The sequence below is a fragment of the Acinetobacter baretiae genome, assembly GCF_015627105.1.
GTDB lineage: Bacteria > Pseudomonadota > Gammaproteobacteria > Pseudomonadales > Moraxellaceae > Acinetobacter > Acinetobacter baretiae.
In genome coordinates this window covers 36,551-55,212 of sequence record NZ_VTDM01000009.1, presented here as the reverse complement: position 1 = coordinate 55,212, position 18,662 = coordinate 36,551, and the positions used below count along the sequence as shown (strand labels likewise).

At 39.6% G+C, this 18,662-nt stretch carries 13 protein-coding genes; 1 reads left to right on the top strand and 12 read right to left on the bottom strand.

Annotated features, from left to right (window positions below):
* Window positions 1-68 precede the first annotated feature (68 nt).
* From gltB to pilM, 9 genes are all read right to left on the bottom strand, one after another.
* The gene (gene gltB / locus I2F17_RS04300) at window positions 69-4,544 is read right to left on the bottom strand and encodes a glutamate synthase large subunit (RefSeq protein WP_196422170.1); all 4,476 of its coding nucleotides are present in this window, start codon (window positions 4,542-4,544) and stop codon (window positions 69-71) included.
* 539 nt (window positions 4,545-5,083) lie between these two features.
* Window positions 5,084-5,821: a hypothetical protein gene (locus I2F17_RS04295; RefSeq protein ID WP_196422169.1), complete on the bottom strand. Its 738-nt coding sequence runs from the start codon at window positions 5,819-5,821 to the stop codon at window positions 5,084-5,086.
* A gap of 9 nt (window positions 5,822-5,830) precedes the next feature.
* Window positions 5,831-6,913: a 3-dehydroquinate synthase gene (gene aroB / locus I2F17_RS04290; RefSeq protein ID WP_196422168.1), complete on the bottom strand. Its 1,083-nt coding sequence runs from the start codon at window positions 6,911-6,913 to the stop codon at window positions 5,831-5,833.
* Between the two features lie 20 nt (window positions 6,914-6,933).
* A complete protein-coding gene (gene aroK / locus I2F17_RS04285) occupies window positions 6,934-7,488 on the bottom strand; it encodes a shikimate kinase AroK (RefSeq protein WP_407926546.1) in 555 nt (184 codons plus the stop codon).
* Between the two features lie 36 nt (window positions 7,489-7,524).
* Window positions 7,525-9,606 carry a type IV pilus secretin PilQ gene (locus tag I2F17_RS04280; RefSeq protein WP_211139170.1) on the bottom strand — a complete coding sequence of 694 codons (2,082 nt, stop codon included), beginning with the start codon at window positions 9,604-9,606 and terminating at the stop codon, window positions 7,525-7,527.
* A 53-nt stretch (window positions 9,607-9,659) separates the two neighbouring features.
* Window positions 9,660-10,181 (bottom strand): pilus assembly protein PilP, encoded by a 522-nt coding sequence (locus I2F17_RS04275; RefSeq protein WP_407926544.1) that lies wholly within the window; start codon window positions 10,179-10,181, stop codon window positions 9,660-9,662.
* 5 nt (window positions 10,182-10,186) lie between these two features.
* The gene (locus I2F17_RS04270) at window positions 10,187-10,882 is read right to left on the bottom strand and encodes a type IV pilus inner membrane component PilO (RefSeq protein WP_196422164.1); all 696 of its coding nucleotides are present in this window, start codon (window positions 10,880-10,882) and stop codon (window positions 10,187-10,189) included.
* A gap of 1 nt (window position 10,883) precedes the next feature.
* On the bottom strand, window positions 10,884-11,504 hold the full coding sequence (locus I2F17_RS04265; RefSeq protein ID WP_196422163.1) for a PilN domain-containing protein: 621 nt from the start codon (window positions 11,502-11,504) through the stop codon (window positions 10,884-10,886).
* Window positions 11,504-12,565, bottom strand: coding sequence for a type IV pilus assembly protein PilM (pilM, locus tag I2F17_RS04260; protein WP_196422162.1), 1,062 nt, complete (start codon window positions 12,563-12,565; stop codon window positions 11,504-11,506). The genes I2F17_RS04265 and pilM overlap by 1 nt, the downstream gene beginning before the upstream one ends.
* Before the next feature lie 152 nt (window positions 12,566-12,717).
* Here pilM and I2F17_RS04255 point away from each other — a divergent pair, with 152 nt between their 5' ends.
* On the top strand, window positions 12,718-15,201 hold the full coding sequence (locus I2F17_RS04255; protein ID WP_211139169.1) for a penicillin-binding protein 1A: 2,484 nt from the start codon (window positions 12,718-12,720) through the stop codon (window positions 15,199-15,201).
* Between the two features lie 26 nt (window positions 15,202-15,227).
* On the opposite strand, the gene I2F17_RS04250 is transcribed toward I2F17_RS04255, so the two are convergent.
* From I2F17_RS04250 to I2F17_RS04240, 3 genes are all read right to left on the bottom strand, one after another.
* Complete coding sequence (locus I2F17_RS04250) at window positions 15,228-16,052, bottom strand: putative RNA methyltransferase (RefSeq protein WP_235985919.1); 825 nt, start codon at window positions 16,050-16,052, stop codon at window positions 15,228-15,230.
* An 87-nt stretch (window positions 16,053-16,139) separates the two neighbouring features.
* Window positions 16,140-17,258 carry a phospho-N-acetylmuramoyl-pentapeptide-transferase gene (mraY, locus tag I2F17_RS04245; RefSeq protein WP_196422160.1) on the bottom strand — a complete coding sequence of 373 codons (1,119 nt, stop codon included), beginning with the start codon at window positions 17,256-17,258 and terminating at the stop codon, window positions 16,140-16,142.
* A 1-nt stretch (window position 17,259) separates the two neighbouring features.
* Window positions 17,260-18,660, bottom strand: coding sequence for a UDP-N-acetylmuramoyl-tripeptide--D-alanyl-D-alanine ligase (locus I2F17_RS04240; RefSeq protein WP_211139167.1), 1,401 nt, complete (start codon window positions 18,658-18,660; stop codon window positions 17,260-17,262).
* Between the last annotated feature and the right edge of the window lie 2 nt (window positions 18,661-18,662).

The window sequence follows — 18,662 nt, the reverse complement described above, 5'->3', positions numbered from 1 at the left end:
TTCTCCGTGGGGTCGATACCAATGGTTGGCTCACCATTGGTATTTGCCTGTTCATATCAAGATTCAAGTTACTGTGGGTCGGCCTGTGTTGTTTTTAACAACGTAAGTAAGTTTGCAGCTTTTGGTTTGACTAACCAAAATTTTCGGCTATAAAAGTCAAATTCATGACGAATCTTATATGCCCACGCGCTTCCAGTTTCTTTGATGTGCTCATCTAAGATACGCAGGAGATTCGCTTGATGCTCTTCCATTGACTCAGTAGAAATACGTGTTAAATCAATTAATTCATGATTATAACGGTCAACAAAGTCATTTTCTAAATCAAGCACATAAGCGAAACCACCCGTCATTCCCGCACCAAAGTTGTAACCAACTTTACCTAAGATAGTGACCACACCGCCAGTCATGTATTCACAGCAGTGATCACCTGCACCTTCAATAACAGCAAAAGCGCCTGAGTTACGTACCGCAAAGCGTTCGCCTGCTGTACCTGCCGCATAAACCTTACCGCCAGTTGCACCGTATAAGCACGTATTACCAATAATTGCTGTGTTTTGTGTTTGAAATGGTGAACCTTTTGGTGGGAAGATCGACAATTTACCCCCTGCCATGCCTTTACCCACATAGTCGTTAGCATCACCTTCTAAACGAATATGTAAACCACCTGCATTCCATACACCAAGTGATTGGCCTGCTGTACCTGTTAAATTAACAACAACAGGGTTGCTTTCCATGGCTAAATTTCCATGACGGCTGGCAATTTCACCTGATAATCTTGCGCCAATTGAACGGTCACAGTTTCCGACTTTAAAGAAAAACTCACCACCTGTCGCAGATTCAATGGCAGAGCGCATTTCATCAACCATTCTTTCAGCCAATAGGCCTTTATCAAATGGTGGATTACCTTGTTGCACACAGTACTGTGCTTTTCCTTCTGCAGCAGGGTGTGAATATAGCAATGAACTTAAATCTATATGGCGATGTTTATCTGTTTCACCCGGTAGCATTTCAAGTAAATCTACACGACCAATCAAGTCTTTTAATTGGCTTACCCCAAGGGCAGCGAGCCATTCACGCGTTTCTTCTGCAATAAATTTAAAGAAATTTATGAGCATTTCTGGCTCACCAATATAATGGTCTTTTCTTAAATGATCTTGCTGTGTAGCCACACCTGTTGCACAGTTATTTAAATGACAGATTCGTAAGTACTTACATCCCAAAGCAATCATTGGTGTAGAACCAAAACCAAAGCTTTCTGCACCTAAAATAGCGGCCTTCACCACGTCTAGCCCTGTTTTCAAACCACCATCGGTTTGTACACGTACCTTGCCACGTAAATCATTAATTCTTAATGCTTGATGTGCCTCGGCCAATCCAAGCTCCCATGGAGACCCTGCATGATGAATAGATGATAATGGTGATGCTGCTGTACCACCGTCGTAACCAGAGACGGTAATAAAATCAGCATATGCTTTCGCCACACCCGCTGCAATAGTACCTACACCAGGTTCAGAAACCAATTTCACCGAAACCATCGCTTTTGGATTAACTTGCTTTAAGTCAAAAATTAGCTGTGATAAGTCTTCAATTGAATAAATATCATGATGTGGTGGTGGTGAAATCAGTGTTACACCCGGCACAGCATAGCGCAATCTTGCAATCAATGGATTGACTTTACCACCTGGTAATTGGCCACCTTCACCAGGCTTAGCGCCTTGTGCGACTTTAATTTGCAGGACTTCTGCCGACATTAAATACTCAGGAGTAACACCAAAGCGGCCAGAGGCAATTTGCTTAATTTTTGAGTTGCGAATCGTACCATAACGAGCAGGGTCTTCACCGCCCTCTCCTGAATTTGAGCGTCCACCCATGGTATTCATTGCAGTTGCAATAGCTTCGTGTGCTTCTGGTGATAAAGCACCAATTGACATGCCTGCCGAATCAAAGCGAGGTAGAATTTGGCCAATATCTTCTACGTCATCAATTGAAATTGAATCGGTGATTTTTAGCTTTAATAAATCACGAATGGTTGCGATTGGACGACTATTCACAAGCTCTGCATATGCTTTAAAGTCTTGGTAGTCACCCGAACGGACAGCCGTATGTAATGCATTAATCACATCTGGATTAAACGCGTGATATTCTTTGCCAAAAACAAATTTCAGCATACCACCTTGATCAATCGGTTTACGTGTTTTCCATGCAAGATCAGCTAAAACTTTTTGGTCATTTTCTAAATCTGTAAATGTTGCACCTTGTATACGGCTTGGTACACCAAGGAAACACGTATCAACCACTTCACTCGATAAACCGACCGCTTCAAATAATTGTCCACCGCGATAAGAAGCAACTGTTGAAATGCCCATTTTTGATAGAACTTTCAATAGGCCTTTATCGATTCCTTTGCGGAAATTATTTTGTGCTTGTAGTGGGTCACCAAGTAACTCACCTTTTGCAACCAAATCATTAATTACATCATATGCAAGATATGGATAAATAGCAGTTGCCCCAAAACCTAAAATGACTGCAAACTGATGAGGGTCTCTTGCAACTGCTGTTTCTACAATAATATTGGCATCTGTGCGTAAACCCACTTGAATTAAGTGATGATGTATCGCACCTGTGACCATAGCAGCATGAGCAGGTAAATATCCTGTTCTAATTTTTTTATCTGAGATAATTAATAGTGTTTTACCATCTCGAATAGCTTGCGCAGATGTTTCGCAAATACGTTTAATTGCTGCTTGCAAACCTTCTGAGACTTCATAATTTAAGTCAATTTCTGCTGCTTCATACCCTTTACGACCAATTGTTCTTAATTGATGCATTTTTGAGTTAGACAAAACAGGGCTAGCAATAATTAATCGATCGGCATGTTCAGGGCTTTGTTCAAAGACATTTTGCTCACGCCCAAGACATGTTTCAAGAGACATCACAATCGACTCACGCAATGGGTCAATTGGTGGGTTCGTTACTTGAGCAAATTGTTGTCTAAAGTAGTCAGAAACATGACGCACTTGTTTTGATAGCACAGCCATAGGCGTGTCATCGCCCATCGAACCGACAGCTTCTTGGCCATTTTCTGCAATTGGTCGTAAAACTTGATCTCGTTCTTCAAAGGTGACCATAAACATTTTTTGAGCTGTTTTTAGTTGCTCACCGGTCAGACCTTTATCAATCAGGTGTTCTTCAAGCTGTGGGCTGGCTTGCAAACGTACTGCATTTTCACGCAACCATTGACGGTATGGGCGCATACGCTTTAAATGTTGACTGACTTCTTCTGTTTCAAGGAGTTTTCCTGTAAAGGTATCTACCACTAAGATTTGTCCAGGACCAACACGGCCTTTAGACACAACATCTTCTGGTTTATAGCCCCACACACCAATTTCTGACGCCAGTGTAATATAATCATTTTTAGTGATAACCCAACGCGCAGGTCTTAAGCCATTACGGTCTAGCATACAAATGGCATGGCGACCATCTTGAATCACAAGTCCTGCAGGGCCATCCCAAGCTTCCATATGCTTTGAGTTAAACTCATAAAAAGCACGTAGATCTGCATCTAGGTTTTCAACATTTTGCCATGCAGGGGGTACAAGCATACGCAACGCACGGAATAAATCCATGCCACCACCAATGAGAATTTCCAACATATTATCTAAACTTGACGAATCCGAACCTGTACGGTTAACAATCGGATCAAGCTCAGACAAGCCAGGAAGCAATGGATTTTCAAATTTAGGCGTACGCGCACTTGCCCAATTACGATTGGCAGTAATCGTATTAATTTCACCATTGTGGGCTAAATAACGAAATGGCTGTGCCAATGGCCAACGTGGCAATGTATTGGTTGAAAATCGTTGATGAAAGACAGCAATGTGTGACTTTAAATCTTCATTGGCTAAATCTGTATAAAAATCAGCAATCGCTGAAGGCATCATTAAGCCTTTATAGCTAATGACTGTCGAACACAAAGTTGTGACGTAAAAATCTTGATCTTGGCGTAATAACTGTTCTGCTCTACGGCGTGCTAAAAAGAGTTTACGATTAAATTCAGGTTCAGTTACGCCCATTGGGCTATTCACAAAAACTTGCTCAAAGCGTGGCAATGACTGTAGTGCAATTTCACCCAGTACATCTAAATTCACAGGAACTTCACGCCAACCAATGACACGTAAACCTTCTGTTTCTATTTCTTTGGTGAGGATATGACGTGCATGCTGTGCAATCGTTTCATCTAGGCTTAAAAATACCGAACCTACAGCAAAAATTTCACTGAGTGTAATATCGCTAATTTTTTTGGCTTCATTTCGGAAAAATTCTTTGGGCATAGCTAAAAGTAAACCACACCCGTCACCCGTTTTACCATCTGCGGCAATACCACCACGGTGTGTCATACAGCTTAAACTATGTATTGCTGTTTTTACTAAGTCATGACTTTCATTGCCTTTCATATGGGCAATTAAACCAAAACCACAATTATCCTTGAACTCATCAGGTTGATATAAACCTTGAGCGGGGGCTACAGTGTTTAGCGATGGCATATGCATAGCGGACCCTTTCTATCAATTTGCTCTATCGAGCAATACACTTGAGAAATTTTTTTGCGACTTTTATCGGCAGCTTGTGGCTTGTGCGAACAAACGTGGGCTAAATTTTAAAGTTCGTTTAAATAGCATATCGTGTTTTATGCCAGTTCCCATACATGAAATTGCAAAAATGTATGTACTGCACCATGAAAAATCTAAAACACAATGGCTGATTTTTTAGCTTTAATTTGGAGCATACATCACCAAATTGAAGCTTTTCGCACCAATATAAGCAAAATATATGCCAAGCAAAAAAATCCCAATCATAAAATAAAAAATATAAATAATATCAATATATTATAAAAATAAATGCAAATTGGTTTATTTCTTAAAAGCACCATATTGGTGCAATAAAAAATATAGACGCTCGCTTTTTAAGCGCAAAATGGATCTGTATTTTAAGATGTTAAATAAGACATGTCACAGCGAAGCAATCAGACTAAAGTTCTAGTGTAAATGACCCTATTTACATGTTTCACTGTGTTGTTTGAATTTTAATTTGTACCAAAAGGTACTGTTTTTTCTGTATCGTCTTCATTTGTATTTGTTGAAGGCACTGTTTCTGGTGTTGAATTTAAAACAGGCAAGGTCACTTTAGGCAGTGGCGCACTGGTCAAACGAACATCATATAATTTTACTGTATCTAATCCTTCTTCTGCCCCCATGTCATTGACATATGGTGCATAGCTTGCGATTTTTTCAACACTTGGCCGAATAGATACAGGTAAGTGTAAATTCATTCGAGCCAATACCGCTTTTGCCTCTTGTTCACCGTCATAAATACCATAAAGCAGCACATAACGTTCAGGCTGATTTTCACCACTTAATCTTAAATAAGTAAAGTCTTTACGGTCTGACCTTAACTGTAAAAAGTTTTTAATAATGTCTTCTTTACCAATTTGAACAATCTGAATACTGTAACGATTACGATATTCAAGCACAAATTTTGTTCCTCTAAACTCAGCTTCGTGCAATCCTGATGTCACCACACGCGTGGTTTGCTGTAATGGCCTGACTTGATCCGTTAGCACCCCCAAATTAGGAACAGCTGCCACCTGTTCTGACTGAAACCGTGGATATGTCACTTCCTCATCTTCATTGGCTTTTTTTACCGAAGTGGGGGCTTTAATCAAGGACATGACTAACACTGCCCCCACTAGACACGTGCTACCCACAATAAACAACGACCACGGTTTTAAACGAGATTTTGTAATAGCACGAGGACTAGGCATTTTAGGTCTCTATTGTTCTAATTGATTGAGTATGGCGCGTTTCATTAGCTCTACATCAAAATCATTGGTGATAAATGCTTGGCCTAAACGTTTCAATAAAATCAAACGAATTGAGCCATTGAGGACTTTCTTATCATGTGCCATATAACTTAAAAATTCATCCAATGGAATATTTGGACATTGAATTGGCAAATGTGCACGCTGGAAAATTCGTTTTGTACGATTGACATCTTCTGTTGAAATCAATCCCATTTGGCAAGATAAATCTGCAGCCATGATCATGCCAACAGCAATTGCCTCACCATGTAACCATGTACCATAGCCTAAATATGACTCGATTGCATGACCAAACGTATGGCCTAAATTTAAAAGTGCTCTTTCGCCATGTTCTTTTTCATCGTTAGCCACAATACGGGCTTTATGTGCACAAGAACGATATACTGCTTCAGCCAATTTAGTTTCATGCCCTGAGACTAAATCATCCATATTCAGTTCTAACCACGCTAAAAAGTCAAGATCACCCAATAATGCATACTTAATAACTTCTGCAAGCCCAGCGGAAAGCTCTCTTGGTGGCAAGGTTTTTAACTGTAGCATGTCTGCAAAAACAATATTTGGTTGCTTAAATGCACCAATCATATTTTTACCTAAAGGATGGTTAATCCCAGTTTTACCGCCTACACTCGAATCTACTTGCGATAACAATGTTGTTGGTACTTGAATAAAATCGACGCCACGTTGAAAACTTGCAGCAGCAAAGCCTGCCATATCACCAATCACTCCCCCACCGAGTGCTAGCACCGTACAATCTCGATTAAATCCTTCTTTTAATAGGGCATCAAAGATAAGATTTAAACACTCAATCGTTTTATAGCGTTCACCATCTGGCAAAATACATGTTGCTGTGGTTTTACCTAATTGATGCAATGCTTGTTGATACGCTTTTGCATATAACGGTGCAACCGTTTCATTGGTCACAATCATGACTTGTTTGTTTGGCAAATATGGTGATAGCAGTGTTGCAATATCAAGCTGACTACCAATGTAGATAGGATAACGACGATCACCAAGTTCAACGTATAAAGTTTGCATTATTTCAACCAATTACTGTATTAAGTCTGCGGGTTTTCAAGAATATTACTCAAGATTTGATAAGCCAAATCTCGCGCTGCACCACTGTGAGTATCTACGATATAATGTGCGACTGCTTTATAAAGCGGATCTCTCATTTCTAATAGTTCTTGTAATCGTTTCTCAGGATAATCAACCTGCAATAAGGGACGATTTTTATCTCTATATGTTCTTTGAAGCTGTATTTCAACAGGTGCAAACAAATACACAACCACGCCACTTGTTCTTAACACTTGACGATTTTCCTGTTGTGTCACTGCTCCGCCACCTGTGGCAAGGACAACATTATTTAACTGCGTGAGTTCTTCTAAAACCTGTTTTTCTCGTTGACGAAAACCGAGCTCACCTTCTTTTTCAAAGATCCATGGAATAGAGGCACCAGTTTTGGTTTCAATTTCATGGTCACTATCAATAAACTCACGCCCAAGAATTTCAGCAAGATGACGCCCCACTGTAGTTTTTCCAGCGCCCATAGGCCCTACCAAATAGATATTTGGCAGGGTGTCAATTGCTTGTTTTGGCAAGACGCCACCTATTGTTTTCGATCTATACCACTTATATTAATGATTTCTTTAAAATGTGTCATTAATAATTCGTGGTGTAATGAAAATCAATAGCTCTCGCTTGGTGTCTGACTTGGTATTATTTTTAAATAAATGACCTATGGCTGGAAGATCACCCAATAATGGCACCTTATTGGTTTGGTTTAATGATGTATTTTCATATAATCCGCCTAAAACTACTGTTTCACCATCTGAAACCAAGACATTCGTTTTCAGTTCATTGGTATCAATTGCGTATCCTGCGGTCGTTAAAACACCCAAAGAGTCTTTAGAAATATTCAGTTTCATCTGAATTTTTCCGTCAGGGGTAATACTTGGTGTTACTTTTAGCTCAAGTACTGCATCTTGGAAGGTAATGGTTGTTCCATTATTACCACTGGTTGTTGCATAAGGTACTTTTTGACCCGAACGAATTAAGGCTTCTTGGTTATCGCCTGTCATGACTTTTGGTGTAGATAAAATTTCACTTTGACCATCGCTTTGTGAGGCCGCTAGCTTTAAGTCCAACATATTACTACCTAGTCGTAGTAAACCTAAAGAAAGTGAACCGTAGTTTGTTGTTGTGCCTAAATCTACTCCAGCAGAAATTGAACGCGTAATTTTACCGTTATCCCACCCTGACGTAGATGTTTGTTGTGACAAGCTCCAATTCACACCTAACTCTCGGCTAAAATTGGTTTCTGTCCGAACAATACGGGCTTCTACCATGACTTGTTTTACTGCCGTATCGAGCTGTTTAAATAATTTTCTTACTTCTTGAATTTTTTCTGCTGTATCTGTGAGAACAATCGTATTGGTTCTTGGATCGAGCACTGCCGAGCCTCTTGGCGTCAATAAAGAGTTATTTTCTTTACGATCTTGGCCTTTATTTTTCAAGTCAAAAATATCTTCGAGATCTTTCACTTTAATATAATTGAGCTGAATGAATTCAGTTTGTAATGGCGTTGCTTTATTTTGCTGATTTTTAAGCTTTGCATCTTCTTCATCTGCTTTAATCATATCAGCCGTTGGCATCACCCAAACCACTTGCCCAATTTGTTTTTTAGATAAGTTTTTTGCCTTTAAAATTAATTCTAAAGCTTGATCTGATGGAACATCTTTTAATCTTAGAGTAATGTTACCTTGCACGTTATCGGCAGCAACGATATTTACACCAGAAAAATCAGACAATACCTGTAATACACGACGAATTTCTATATCTTGGAAATCTAAAGACAGCTTACGCCCTGTGTATTTGGGTTCAGTAGGTGTGCTGTTTGAAGCCGTTTCTTTACGTGCGACATTAATGGTCAGTTTCTTTTCAGTTTGGTATGCTTTGTAATCAAAATTTCCTGTATTTTTAATTTCAATCATGCCATTGGCACCATTGTTAAAACTATCTACAGTACTTACAGGTGTTGCAAAGTCATTGACATCCATGCGCTGAATTAAATGTGTTGGAATTTTATTGCCAATTAAACGAACCACCACATAGTTATTACGCTGTTGAATATCAATCGGTGTTTGACCATCTAATAAATCAATCACGATTTGACCATCGCCTTTTTCACTGCGCTGAAAACCGATATTTGCAACCCCTTGCACTTGTTTCGCTGAAGGTTGAACTTGTTTCGTTTGTGATTGCACTTGTGATTGTGGTGGTGGTACTACATTATTATTGGTTTGTTTTTCTGCACTTACAGCTGCCACGGCGGTGGTCGGTGTCACGCTTAAAATATATGTTGTGCCTTCAATGCGAGATGAGAACTGTGCATTTGATTTGAGATCTAAACTTAAGCGAGACTGTTGATTTTGTGAGACAACAGCAACACGGTTTAACTGATTGGTACGTACTTTAGCGAGTTGAGCTGCTGTAACTTTTACATCGGTTTTTGGAAAATCTAAAATGAGTTTTGGTGTTTGCCCAACTTGATATGCTTTAGGATCAATAGGTGTACCATCAAATACGATACGAACTTCACTATTTTGGTTGCCTTGATCACTTGCAGTCACATTAGTAATCGCAAGTGCTTGTGCCAATTGCATCGCAGATAAGCTACTGCTAAAAAGAATCGCTCCTAGTGCGAATCGATACATTCTTGAATATGTCATTCGTTTATTCCCCACAATCTTTTCATTCTGTCTAGTATGCTTTATCTAATTCGCTAAGCGTTTTGGCCAACTAAAACTAAGGTTCTTGGTCTCTCTAAATAACCATTTTGGCCATCAGAGACGATTTCGATCAACTGTATACGCTCCGGTGTCAATGAAACAATACGCCCTTGATTTAATCCCATGTAACTACCTATGCTTACACGATACACTTGTTTATCAGGTGCTTGTATAAGTGCAAATGTTTTTCCACCATCTTGTAACATACCACGCATCAATAATGACTCTAATGGATAAGCTTCAAGTGGTTGTGCTACATGTGCAAGATTGGGTGATACTTTCTTTCCAGCACGTACTTTAAGCTCTGTATATAATGAAGTTTGTAGAAAGGGATTTCTTAAACCCTGAGCTGCGTATTCAAAATTTGGGACTTTATCAAACACAGGCGCTGCCTGTAAGGGCAATGGAGGCTCTTGTTGTATACGACTCATTTCTGACTCGACATGACTCACTCTAGAGCTACAACCTGAGATCAACAATAGTGCAATCGTAGAGCAGATTAAGCGATGACTCATTTTCATTAGCCTCCTGCCTTTTGATTTGTCGTCGGTTTTGCATCACCTAAATAACGGTATGTTTTTGCTTTAATCACATAGTTAAGTTCAGGGACCTCGACTTTGCCGTTTTTCTTGTCTACAGCCGTAATAGAAAAATCACCTACATTTACAATACGTGATAGTACAGCCAAATTACTCACAAAACGCGCAAAAGAATGATAGTCACCCGTTGCTTCAATGGTAATGGGTTGTTCAACAAAAAAGTCTTGTTTCACTTCATTTTCTAAACGAATATTTTTGAGCTTTAATCCAGCTTGTAGTCCTGTACGGTTAATATCTTCAACCAAACCTGCTATTTCAGATTCTTTGGGTAACTGTTGCAATTGTTGATCGAAATTTTCCCGCATGACTTTGAGTTGTTTATCATAATTTTGAGAGTTACGTAATTTAGACTCTTTTTGTTGATATTCATTGAGCAAATTTGCTTCTTGTGCTTGCGCAGTTGATGTATCTTCAAGTACAGATACAATCAATACAAAATAACCCAAAATACAAATAAAAATAAAGATAAAAGCCCAACTTGTTATTTTTACAACAGTGGGCCAACTCCCATAATTATTTGCATCTAATGATTTAAATTGATCTAAAAAATCTTGTAGTGAACGCTTTTTTTGCGTTACTTTATCCTCAAAGTCAACCAATGCATCTTGATCTGCCATTTTATTGTCCTCCCGATTTCCCATGTGCAGATATTGGTTGTGCAATACTTCCCATACTTGCAGTCACAACAAACGCCCCATACTTTTCTTCTACCCTCGGTAAAATAGACGTCTGTGTATTGGGTGCAACATCTTTATCATTTGCAATAAATGAACTCATGAAAACATTTCGAAACCAAGCAGAGCTGTCCATATTACGAATTAATTCTGCCACAGTATCTGGGTTATCTGCACGACCTTCAAACGCCAAAGCATCGCCAGTACGTGTAAAACGTGTGAGATACACTTGTGATGGAACAACACGAACCAACTCATCCGCCAATCGTACAGGAATCGGGCGTTGAGCTTGTAAGTTTTGAATCAATACCATTCGATCAATAATCGCTTGTCTTTGCTCTTGCAAGCCTGTTAAAGATTTAAGTTGTGTATCAATTTGTTGATTTTTCGCTAAAATTATTTGGTTTGCACTTTCTTGATCTGCTCGACGTTCATTCAGTGCAAACCACGTTACCGCAACAACACTCAAACCCAAACAGGCCATCAGCACTGACACAAAAATAAATGTCTTTTTCTTTTGCTCACGAACATCATCACGCCAAGGTAATAAGTTTATTTTTGACATCAATCGAAACTCCGAAGTGCTGCACCCAATGCAAGCATTAGTGCAGGGGCATCTTGTTCAAACTGCTGTACGTTCACTTTAGGTGAGAACGTCATATTTAAAAATGGATAAGCGACCGTGACTCTATAACTGAGCTCAGCTTGTAAATATTGTGCCAAGCCGTTTAAATTTGCCACACCACCTGCCAGTAAAATATGGTCAACTTGATGATATGACGAACTAGAGAAAAACAACTGTAATGCACGTGTAGTTTGGTCTAAAATAGCTTGCTTAAACGGCGTCATAATTGCTGCGTCATAATCTTCATGATGACTATGATCAAAAATCAGTGCCGTTGCATCGGCTTCTGATAATCCTCCATAATGATACTGTGCGTCTAAAATCAGTTGTTTTCCACCCAACATTTGTTCTTTGGTATAAATAACACGGCCGTTATCTAGTACAGTAAAGTTGGTGGTTGTGTGTCCAATATCGAGTACGGCAACACGTTTTGCAGACATCGGGAGATGATTACAAAAAATAGAAAATGCGCGCTCTAATACCAAATTTTCTACATCTGCAACTTTAGGTGTTAAACCTGCATAAGATAAAGCATCTGTAATTGCTTCGATATTTTCAGTACGAGTGGCAACTAAGCGTACATACACTTGATCTAATTGTTGTTTATTGGCACCAAGTACTTCAAAATCCAAACTGACTTCATCTAAGGGAAAGGGAATATATTGTTCTGCATCTAAACGAATTTGTATTTCTCTTTCTTCGTCAGTTAAATCGCGATCCATTTCTAATGTTTTATAAATCACTTGTGCATTGGGTAAAGAAAAAGCCACTAAGTCGGCAGAAGGGTTGCCAACATCCACAGCTTCTTGTAAAGCATCTGAAAGTGCTTCAGCATCCACAATACTGTTATCGACAATCACACCTTCAGCTAAAGCGATATTGGCATAGCTCTCAACCTTATAACGCTCGCCTTTTTGCGAAAGCTCTAACAACTTCACAGAGGAGCAACCAATATCTACTCCCACTAACCCCTTTTTTAGTTTACCATTCAATTTAAGCACAACGCTTCCTCATGATTTCTATGAGAGTAAGATCTTTCGACAATACACTACTTTCAATATGATTTGCACAATAATCGTATATAATACGCCATAATATAACGACATAGATTATACTTTCTTTTCGCCACCCCATTTTTTAACCATAGCTAAATATGAAAAAAACTTCTTGTTCTGGCCGAATTTACCCCTTTTTCCTGTTTATCTTTATGCTGATGATCAGCATTCCGATGGGATTTTATGGCATGTATTTATACATTGCACCCTCACTTCCTGAAATGAGTACAATAAAAAAAGCGCCACTTCTTAAACCGATTCAAATATACACTGCAGATCAAAAATTGATTGCAGAATATGGCGGTAAACTGTCTATTCCTGTCGAGTACAATCAAATTCCTCCTCAGTTTATTCATGCATTTTTAGCCGCAGAAGACTCGTCTTTTTTCGAACACAGTGGTATTAGCTTTAAAGGACTTGGCCGTGCAGTCAGTGAGAGTATCACTGGTTCAGATGTACAAACAGGTGGGTCAACCATTACCATGCAGGTGGCAAAAAATTATTACTTAAGCCCTGAAAGAACGCTCAAACGCAAACTGACAGAAGTCTTTCTTGCCAGAAAACTAGAAGAAAACCTGAGTAAACAAGAAATTTTAATGCTATATGTCAATAAAATATTTCTAGGAAAAAATGCTTATGGCATCGCAGCAGCGGCAAAAATTTATTACAACAAAGATCGCCTAGATCAACTCAGCATTGCACAAATGGCCATGATTGCAGGCCTACCTAAAGCGCCTTCAAAATATAATCCGGTCGCAAATCCAGATCGAGCACTTGAGCGTAGAAACTGGATTCTTGGTCGTATGCTACAGCTAGGGTATATCAGTTCGCAAGAATACCAAAAATCTGTGACAGAACCATTAAACTTAGATATGCAAGATCGAGGAATTAATACTCAATTTCCATATGTGGGCGAAATGGTACGTTCAGAGATTGTCAGCAAGTTTGGAGAACAAGCTGTTGACTCAGGATTTAAAATTTACACAACTATTAATAGTCAACGTCAAAAATATGCCGAAGAAGCCATTCAAGCGGGCTTAGAAGATTATGATCATCGCCATGGTTGGCGTGGTGCTGAAGCAAATGACAAACCATTAAGTCAGTTTTTCCCGATTGCAGAAGCCTACCCTGCCAAAGTCACGAAGGTATCAAACAGTACCTTTGATGCAGAGTTTAAAGATGGTACACAAGTGACTGTACCTTGGACAAGCATGGCTTGGGCACACCCTTATAGAAATGCCAACAGTGTGGGGCCGATGCCAAGTCGTGCAAATCAAATTGTGAAATTAAATGATATTGTTCGTTTACGACACAGTGAAGATAAAAAAACATGGCTTTTGGTACAACTACCAAAAGTACAAGGTCAGCTTATTGCTTTAAACCCCAATAATGGTGCTATAGAGGCCATCGTTGGTGGTTATAACTACTACCAATCGACATTTAATCGTGCTTTACAAGGTTGGCGTCAACCAGGTTCTACCATTAAGCCGTTTATTTATGCATTGGCTTTAGAACGGGGTATGACACCTTATAGTATGGTCGATGATGCACCAATTACGATTGGCAAATGGTCACCAAAAAACTCCGATGGACGCTACTTAGGGCTCATGCCACTACGTCGAGCACTCTATTTATCTCGTAATACAGTATCTGTACGTTTATTACAAAATGTTGGCGTAGAGCATGCTCGTCAACTACTGATGGATTTTGGTTTACAAGAAAATCAAATCCCTCGCAACTTTACAATCGCTTTAGGTACACCACAGGTTCTACCCATACAAATGGCGACAGGATATGCTACTTTTGCAAATGGTGGTTATCGTATAGAACCTTATTTTATAGACTATATTAATGATGCCTATGGTAAAACAGTGTATAGAGCCAACCCTGAGTATGCATGTATCTCTTGTATTGAGGCATCATCTAACATTCGTTCTGAGACACAACATACCAGTGATGATACAGCCTTTCAACAAACCGAAAAAATCAATCAAACTGCATTAAAACGTAGTGATTACCGTCAAGCACAGCGTATTATCAAATCAGAGTCTGCATTTGATATGGCAAATATTTTACGAGATGTTATTCAAGTCGGTACTGGTCGTGCAGCATTGGCCATAGGCCGTGATGATATTGGTGGAAAAACAGGAACCACCAATGATGCTAGAGATGCATGGTTTTCTGGCTTCAATGGCAAACTTGTCACAGTGGCTTGGGTTGGCTTTGATCAACCAACCACATTAGGACGGCGTGAATACGGTGGTGTTGCAGCACTCCCTATCTGGTCAGGCTTCATGAAAAATGCTTTAGCTGGGACACCCTATGCATGGGTTAACATAGATAGTGATGATACTGCACACATGAAAAATAAAGACCATAACAATGGTCGTATTTCACCCCCAAGTGCAAAACCAATGTATAAACCTGTGACTATTCAACCTACACAAGACAGCAACGATTTTAGTGACTTACCTGCACCTGCCGAGAATGAACAACCCAATAACGTACCAAATGCACAAACACCCCCAAATAAACATGCAAATGGTGATGATATTGAAAACTTAATCAATCAAGTACAGTAGTCACATATATGCAATTTGCTCTAGCTTCATACTGCTGTAGGGCAAATTGCAACGGTCGGTGCACGATGCTGAAACAAATATATTTGAAAACTTGCTGTAACAGCAAACTGATCAATACACTCAAGTGCAACACGCTTATCTCGCTTGGCTTTGTATGCATACGGTGTCATAGCAACCAGGTCTTTCAACGCATGTTGTGTTAAGGTCATGTCATATTCAAGATGCTGTTGTTTCACGACATCAAAATCTGCTTCAAATTGAGTCAATATTTTACTCGGCTCATGCAGAGTCACTTGATCAAACAAAGCCGCTCTCATGTTATATAAATGATTGTGAGCAGGTGTAACGACTAAACAATAGCCTTGTGGCTTGAGCACTCGAGAGATTTCATCTAATGGGAGCGGACTAAATAAACTCGTGCATAAATCTATACAGTGATCCATCACAGGTAATACAGCACCTGTACCTACAACCCAAGTGACATCATGATTGGTTTTTGCTGCACGTTGTATGGCCGTTTTTGCAATATCCACCCCTATGCACTGTGAAACACCACGTTGCATGGCACTGGTGTAATACCCTTCACCACAACCAATATCAAGTATAGAATCAATATTGTATTGTTTTATCAGTGCAGTAATGGCTTGCTGTAATGGTTCATAGTAACCTTCAAGTAAAAAGTTTCGACGTGCTGCTACAGATTCAGCAGTATCTCCAGGTGTTTTACTGTGTTTGTGTTGCACCACATGTAAATTAACATATCCTTGTTTTGCCAAATCAAAACTGTGTTTCTGTACACATTGCCACGTTCGATCCGATAGACTCAATTGATCTCGACACACAGGACACATTAACGGTAAATTTTTCGGTGTTTTCACACAACGTCCTCCAATGTAAAAAGCTGGCTTTTGCCAGCTTTTGAATGAATACATCTACAATTAACGTAGCTTTAAAGTCATTAAACCAATGACCACCAAGAAAATCGTCACGATCCAAAAACGAATCACGACTTGTGTTTCTTTCCAGCCTCTTTTTTCATAATGATGATGCAAAGGTGCCATGAGAAATACTCGTTTATTTCGCATACGTAGTGAGCCAATTTGTAAGAAAACAGAGACTGCTTCCATCACAAATACACCACCCATAATTGCAAACACAATTTCTTGGCGAACCATTACTGCAATGGTTCCAAGCATTGCACCTAATGCCAATGCGCCAACATCACCCATAAAAATCTGTGCAGGATGCGCATTAAACCATAAAAATGCTAAGCCTGCGCCTACCATCGCAGAGCAAATCACCACCAGTTCTGAAGTATATTTCACATATGGAATATGCAAGTAATTGGCAAAACGAACATCACCTGACAAATAGGCAAACACACCTAGCCCTGCCGCCACTAAAACGACAGGCATAATAGCAAGACCATCTAAACCATCTGTTAAATTTACCGCATTAGATGCGCCATTAATGACCAAGTAAGTAAATGCGATAAAAGCCAAACCAAACGGCACAGCAGATAAAGGAATATTTAAATTTTTAAAAAATGGAATCAGTAAATCAAGCATATTGTGCGTGGTCGTCACTGAAGGTTGTGCTTGAGCAATGCTATACAGCGCAATACCTGCACCTAATGCCCCTACTGATGTCCAAAAAAACTTTTTCCGAGCAGGTAAACCTGCATTGTCTTTATAGCGAATTTTAATCCAATCATCTGCCCAACCGACAGCACCAAAAATCACCATAACAGCCAAGACAATCCATACATATGGGTTAGATAAATCTGCCCACAATAAGGTACTAATTCCAATCGACATTAGAATCAACACCCCACCCATAGTCGGTGTACCCATTTTTTGAGCATGATTTTCTGGAGCAAACGTACTGACGGCTTGACCATATTTTAACGCACGTAGTTTTTTAATCATGACAGGGCCTAAACCTAAGCCAATCAATAATGAGGTAATTACACTCAGTAGCGTTCGTAATGTCAGATAGCGTACGACTAAAAAGCTTGTATCGTACCCACCTAATCGTTCAAATAACCATAACAACATTTTAAAGCGTCTCCATCACATCAGCCATCAACGTCTCCATGTGGGTAAAACGAGAACCTTTAAACAGGAAACTCATGGTCTGAGGTTGATGTTTTTTTATCATTTCAATTAAATACGGTCGTGCTTGTGCTTGTGTTTCAAAGGCGGTAATGGGCACTGTACCTGTTGCAGCAGCACATACCACATGCGCATACTCGCCCACAGCAACAATATGATCGATGTTATCTTGTGATAATTGTTGACCAAGTTGTTGATGTTCAAATACAGCCGTATCGCCAAGCTCACCAATGTCACCCATGACCAGCACTTTTATACCGCTTTGCTGGCTTAATACTTTACTTGCTGCCAACATCGAGGTGGGGTTGGCATTATACGTATCATCTATAAATAAATGTTGTTTTTTACGGATAAAGTTCAAACGTCCTTTAACGGCCACAGCACGTGCTAAACCTTGTGCAATAACATCTAAGGGTACTTCAAGTGCCAAAGCAAATGCTGTTGCAGCCAATGCATTATCGACATTATGTATGCCTGCAAAAGGCAGTTGGATCTGGCTCACACCCTGAGGTGTATGTAACATGAATTGTGTGGATTCTGGATTTAATTGAATTTTTGTGGCGTACACATCTCCATCTTGCCCAAAACTTAAGCACTGAAGATGCTGTGTATGTGCTTGAATTTTGAGTGTAAAATCGTCTTTTTGAGGAATAATGGCACATCCAAAAGGATTTAAATGTTGATAAATTTCAGATTTTGCTCGACAAATACCCTCACGCCCACCAAACTCACCTAAATGTGCAGTACCGATATTTAAAATACCTGCAACATCAGGGGAAACAAGACCTGACGTATACGCAATTTCACCTTGATGATTTGCACCCAACTCCATAACTGCATAGCGATGTTGCTGAGTTAACTCAAGTAACATCATCGGCACACCTAAATCATTATTTAAATTGCCTCGAGTCACAAGTGTCGGTGCCAAAAGACTTAAAATACTGCCTAACATTTCTTTAGTGGTCGTTTTACCACTACTGCCTGTTAATGCAACGACCTTTAAATCACGACATGCTTGTCGTCGAAATGCACCTAAATGCCCTAAAGCCAAACGAGTATTTTTAACCACCAACTGATAGATCTCGAGCGTTTCGATTGGATGCTCTACAATCGCAATACGACAGCCTTGTGTAGAGAGCTGCGGTAAAAATGTATGAGCATCAAATCTCGTTCCCCGAAGTGCTAAAAAGGCATCGTCCATTTCAGCATCGCGCGAATTGGTTAAAATACGTTTAACCAATGTTTGAGGTAAACGTCCTTTATACCACGTGCCGTGCGTTGCCTCTGCAAGTTCTTGTGCCGACCAAGGCATGAGTACATCTGTACTTGTCGTTGATGTATGCATAA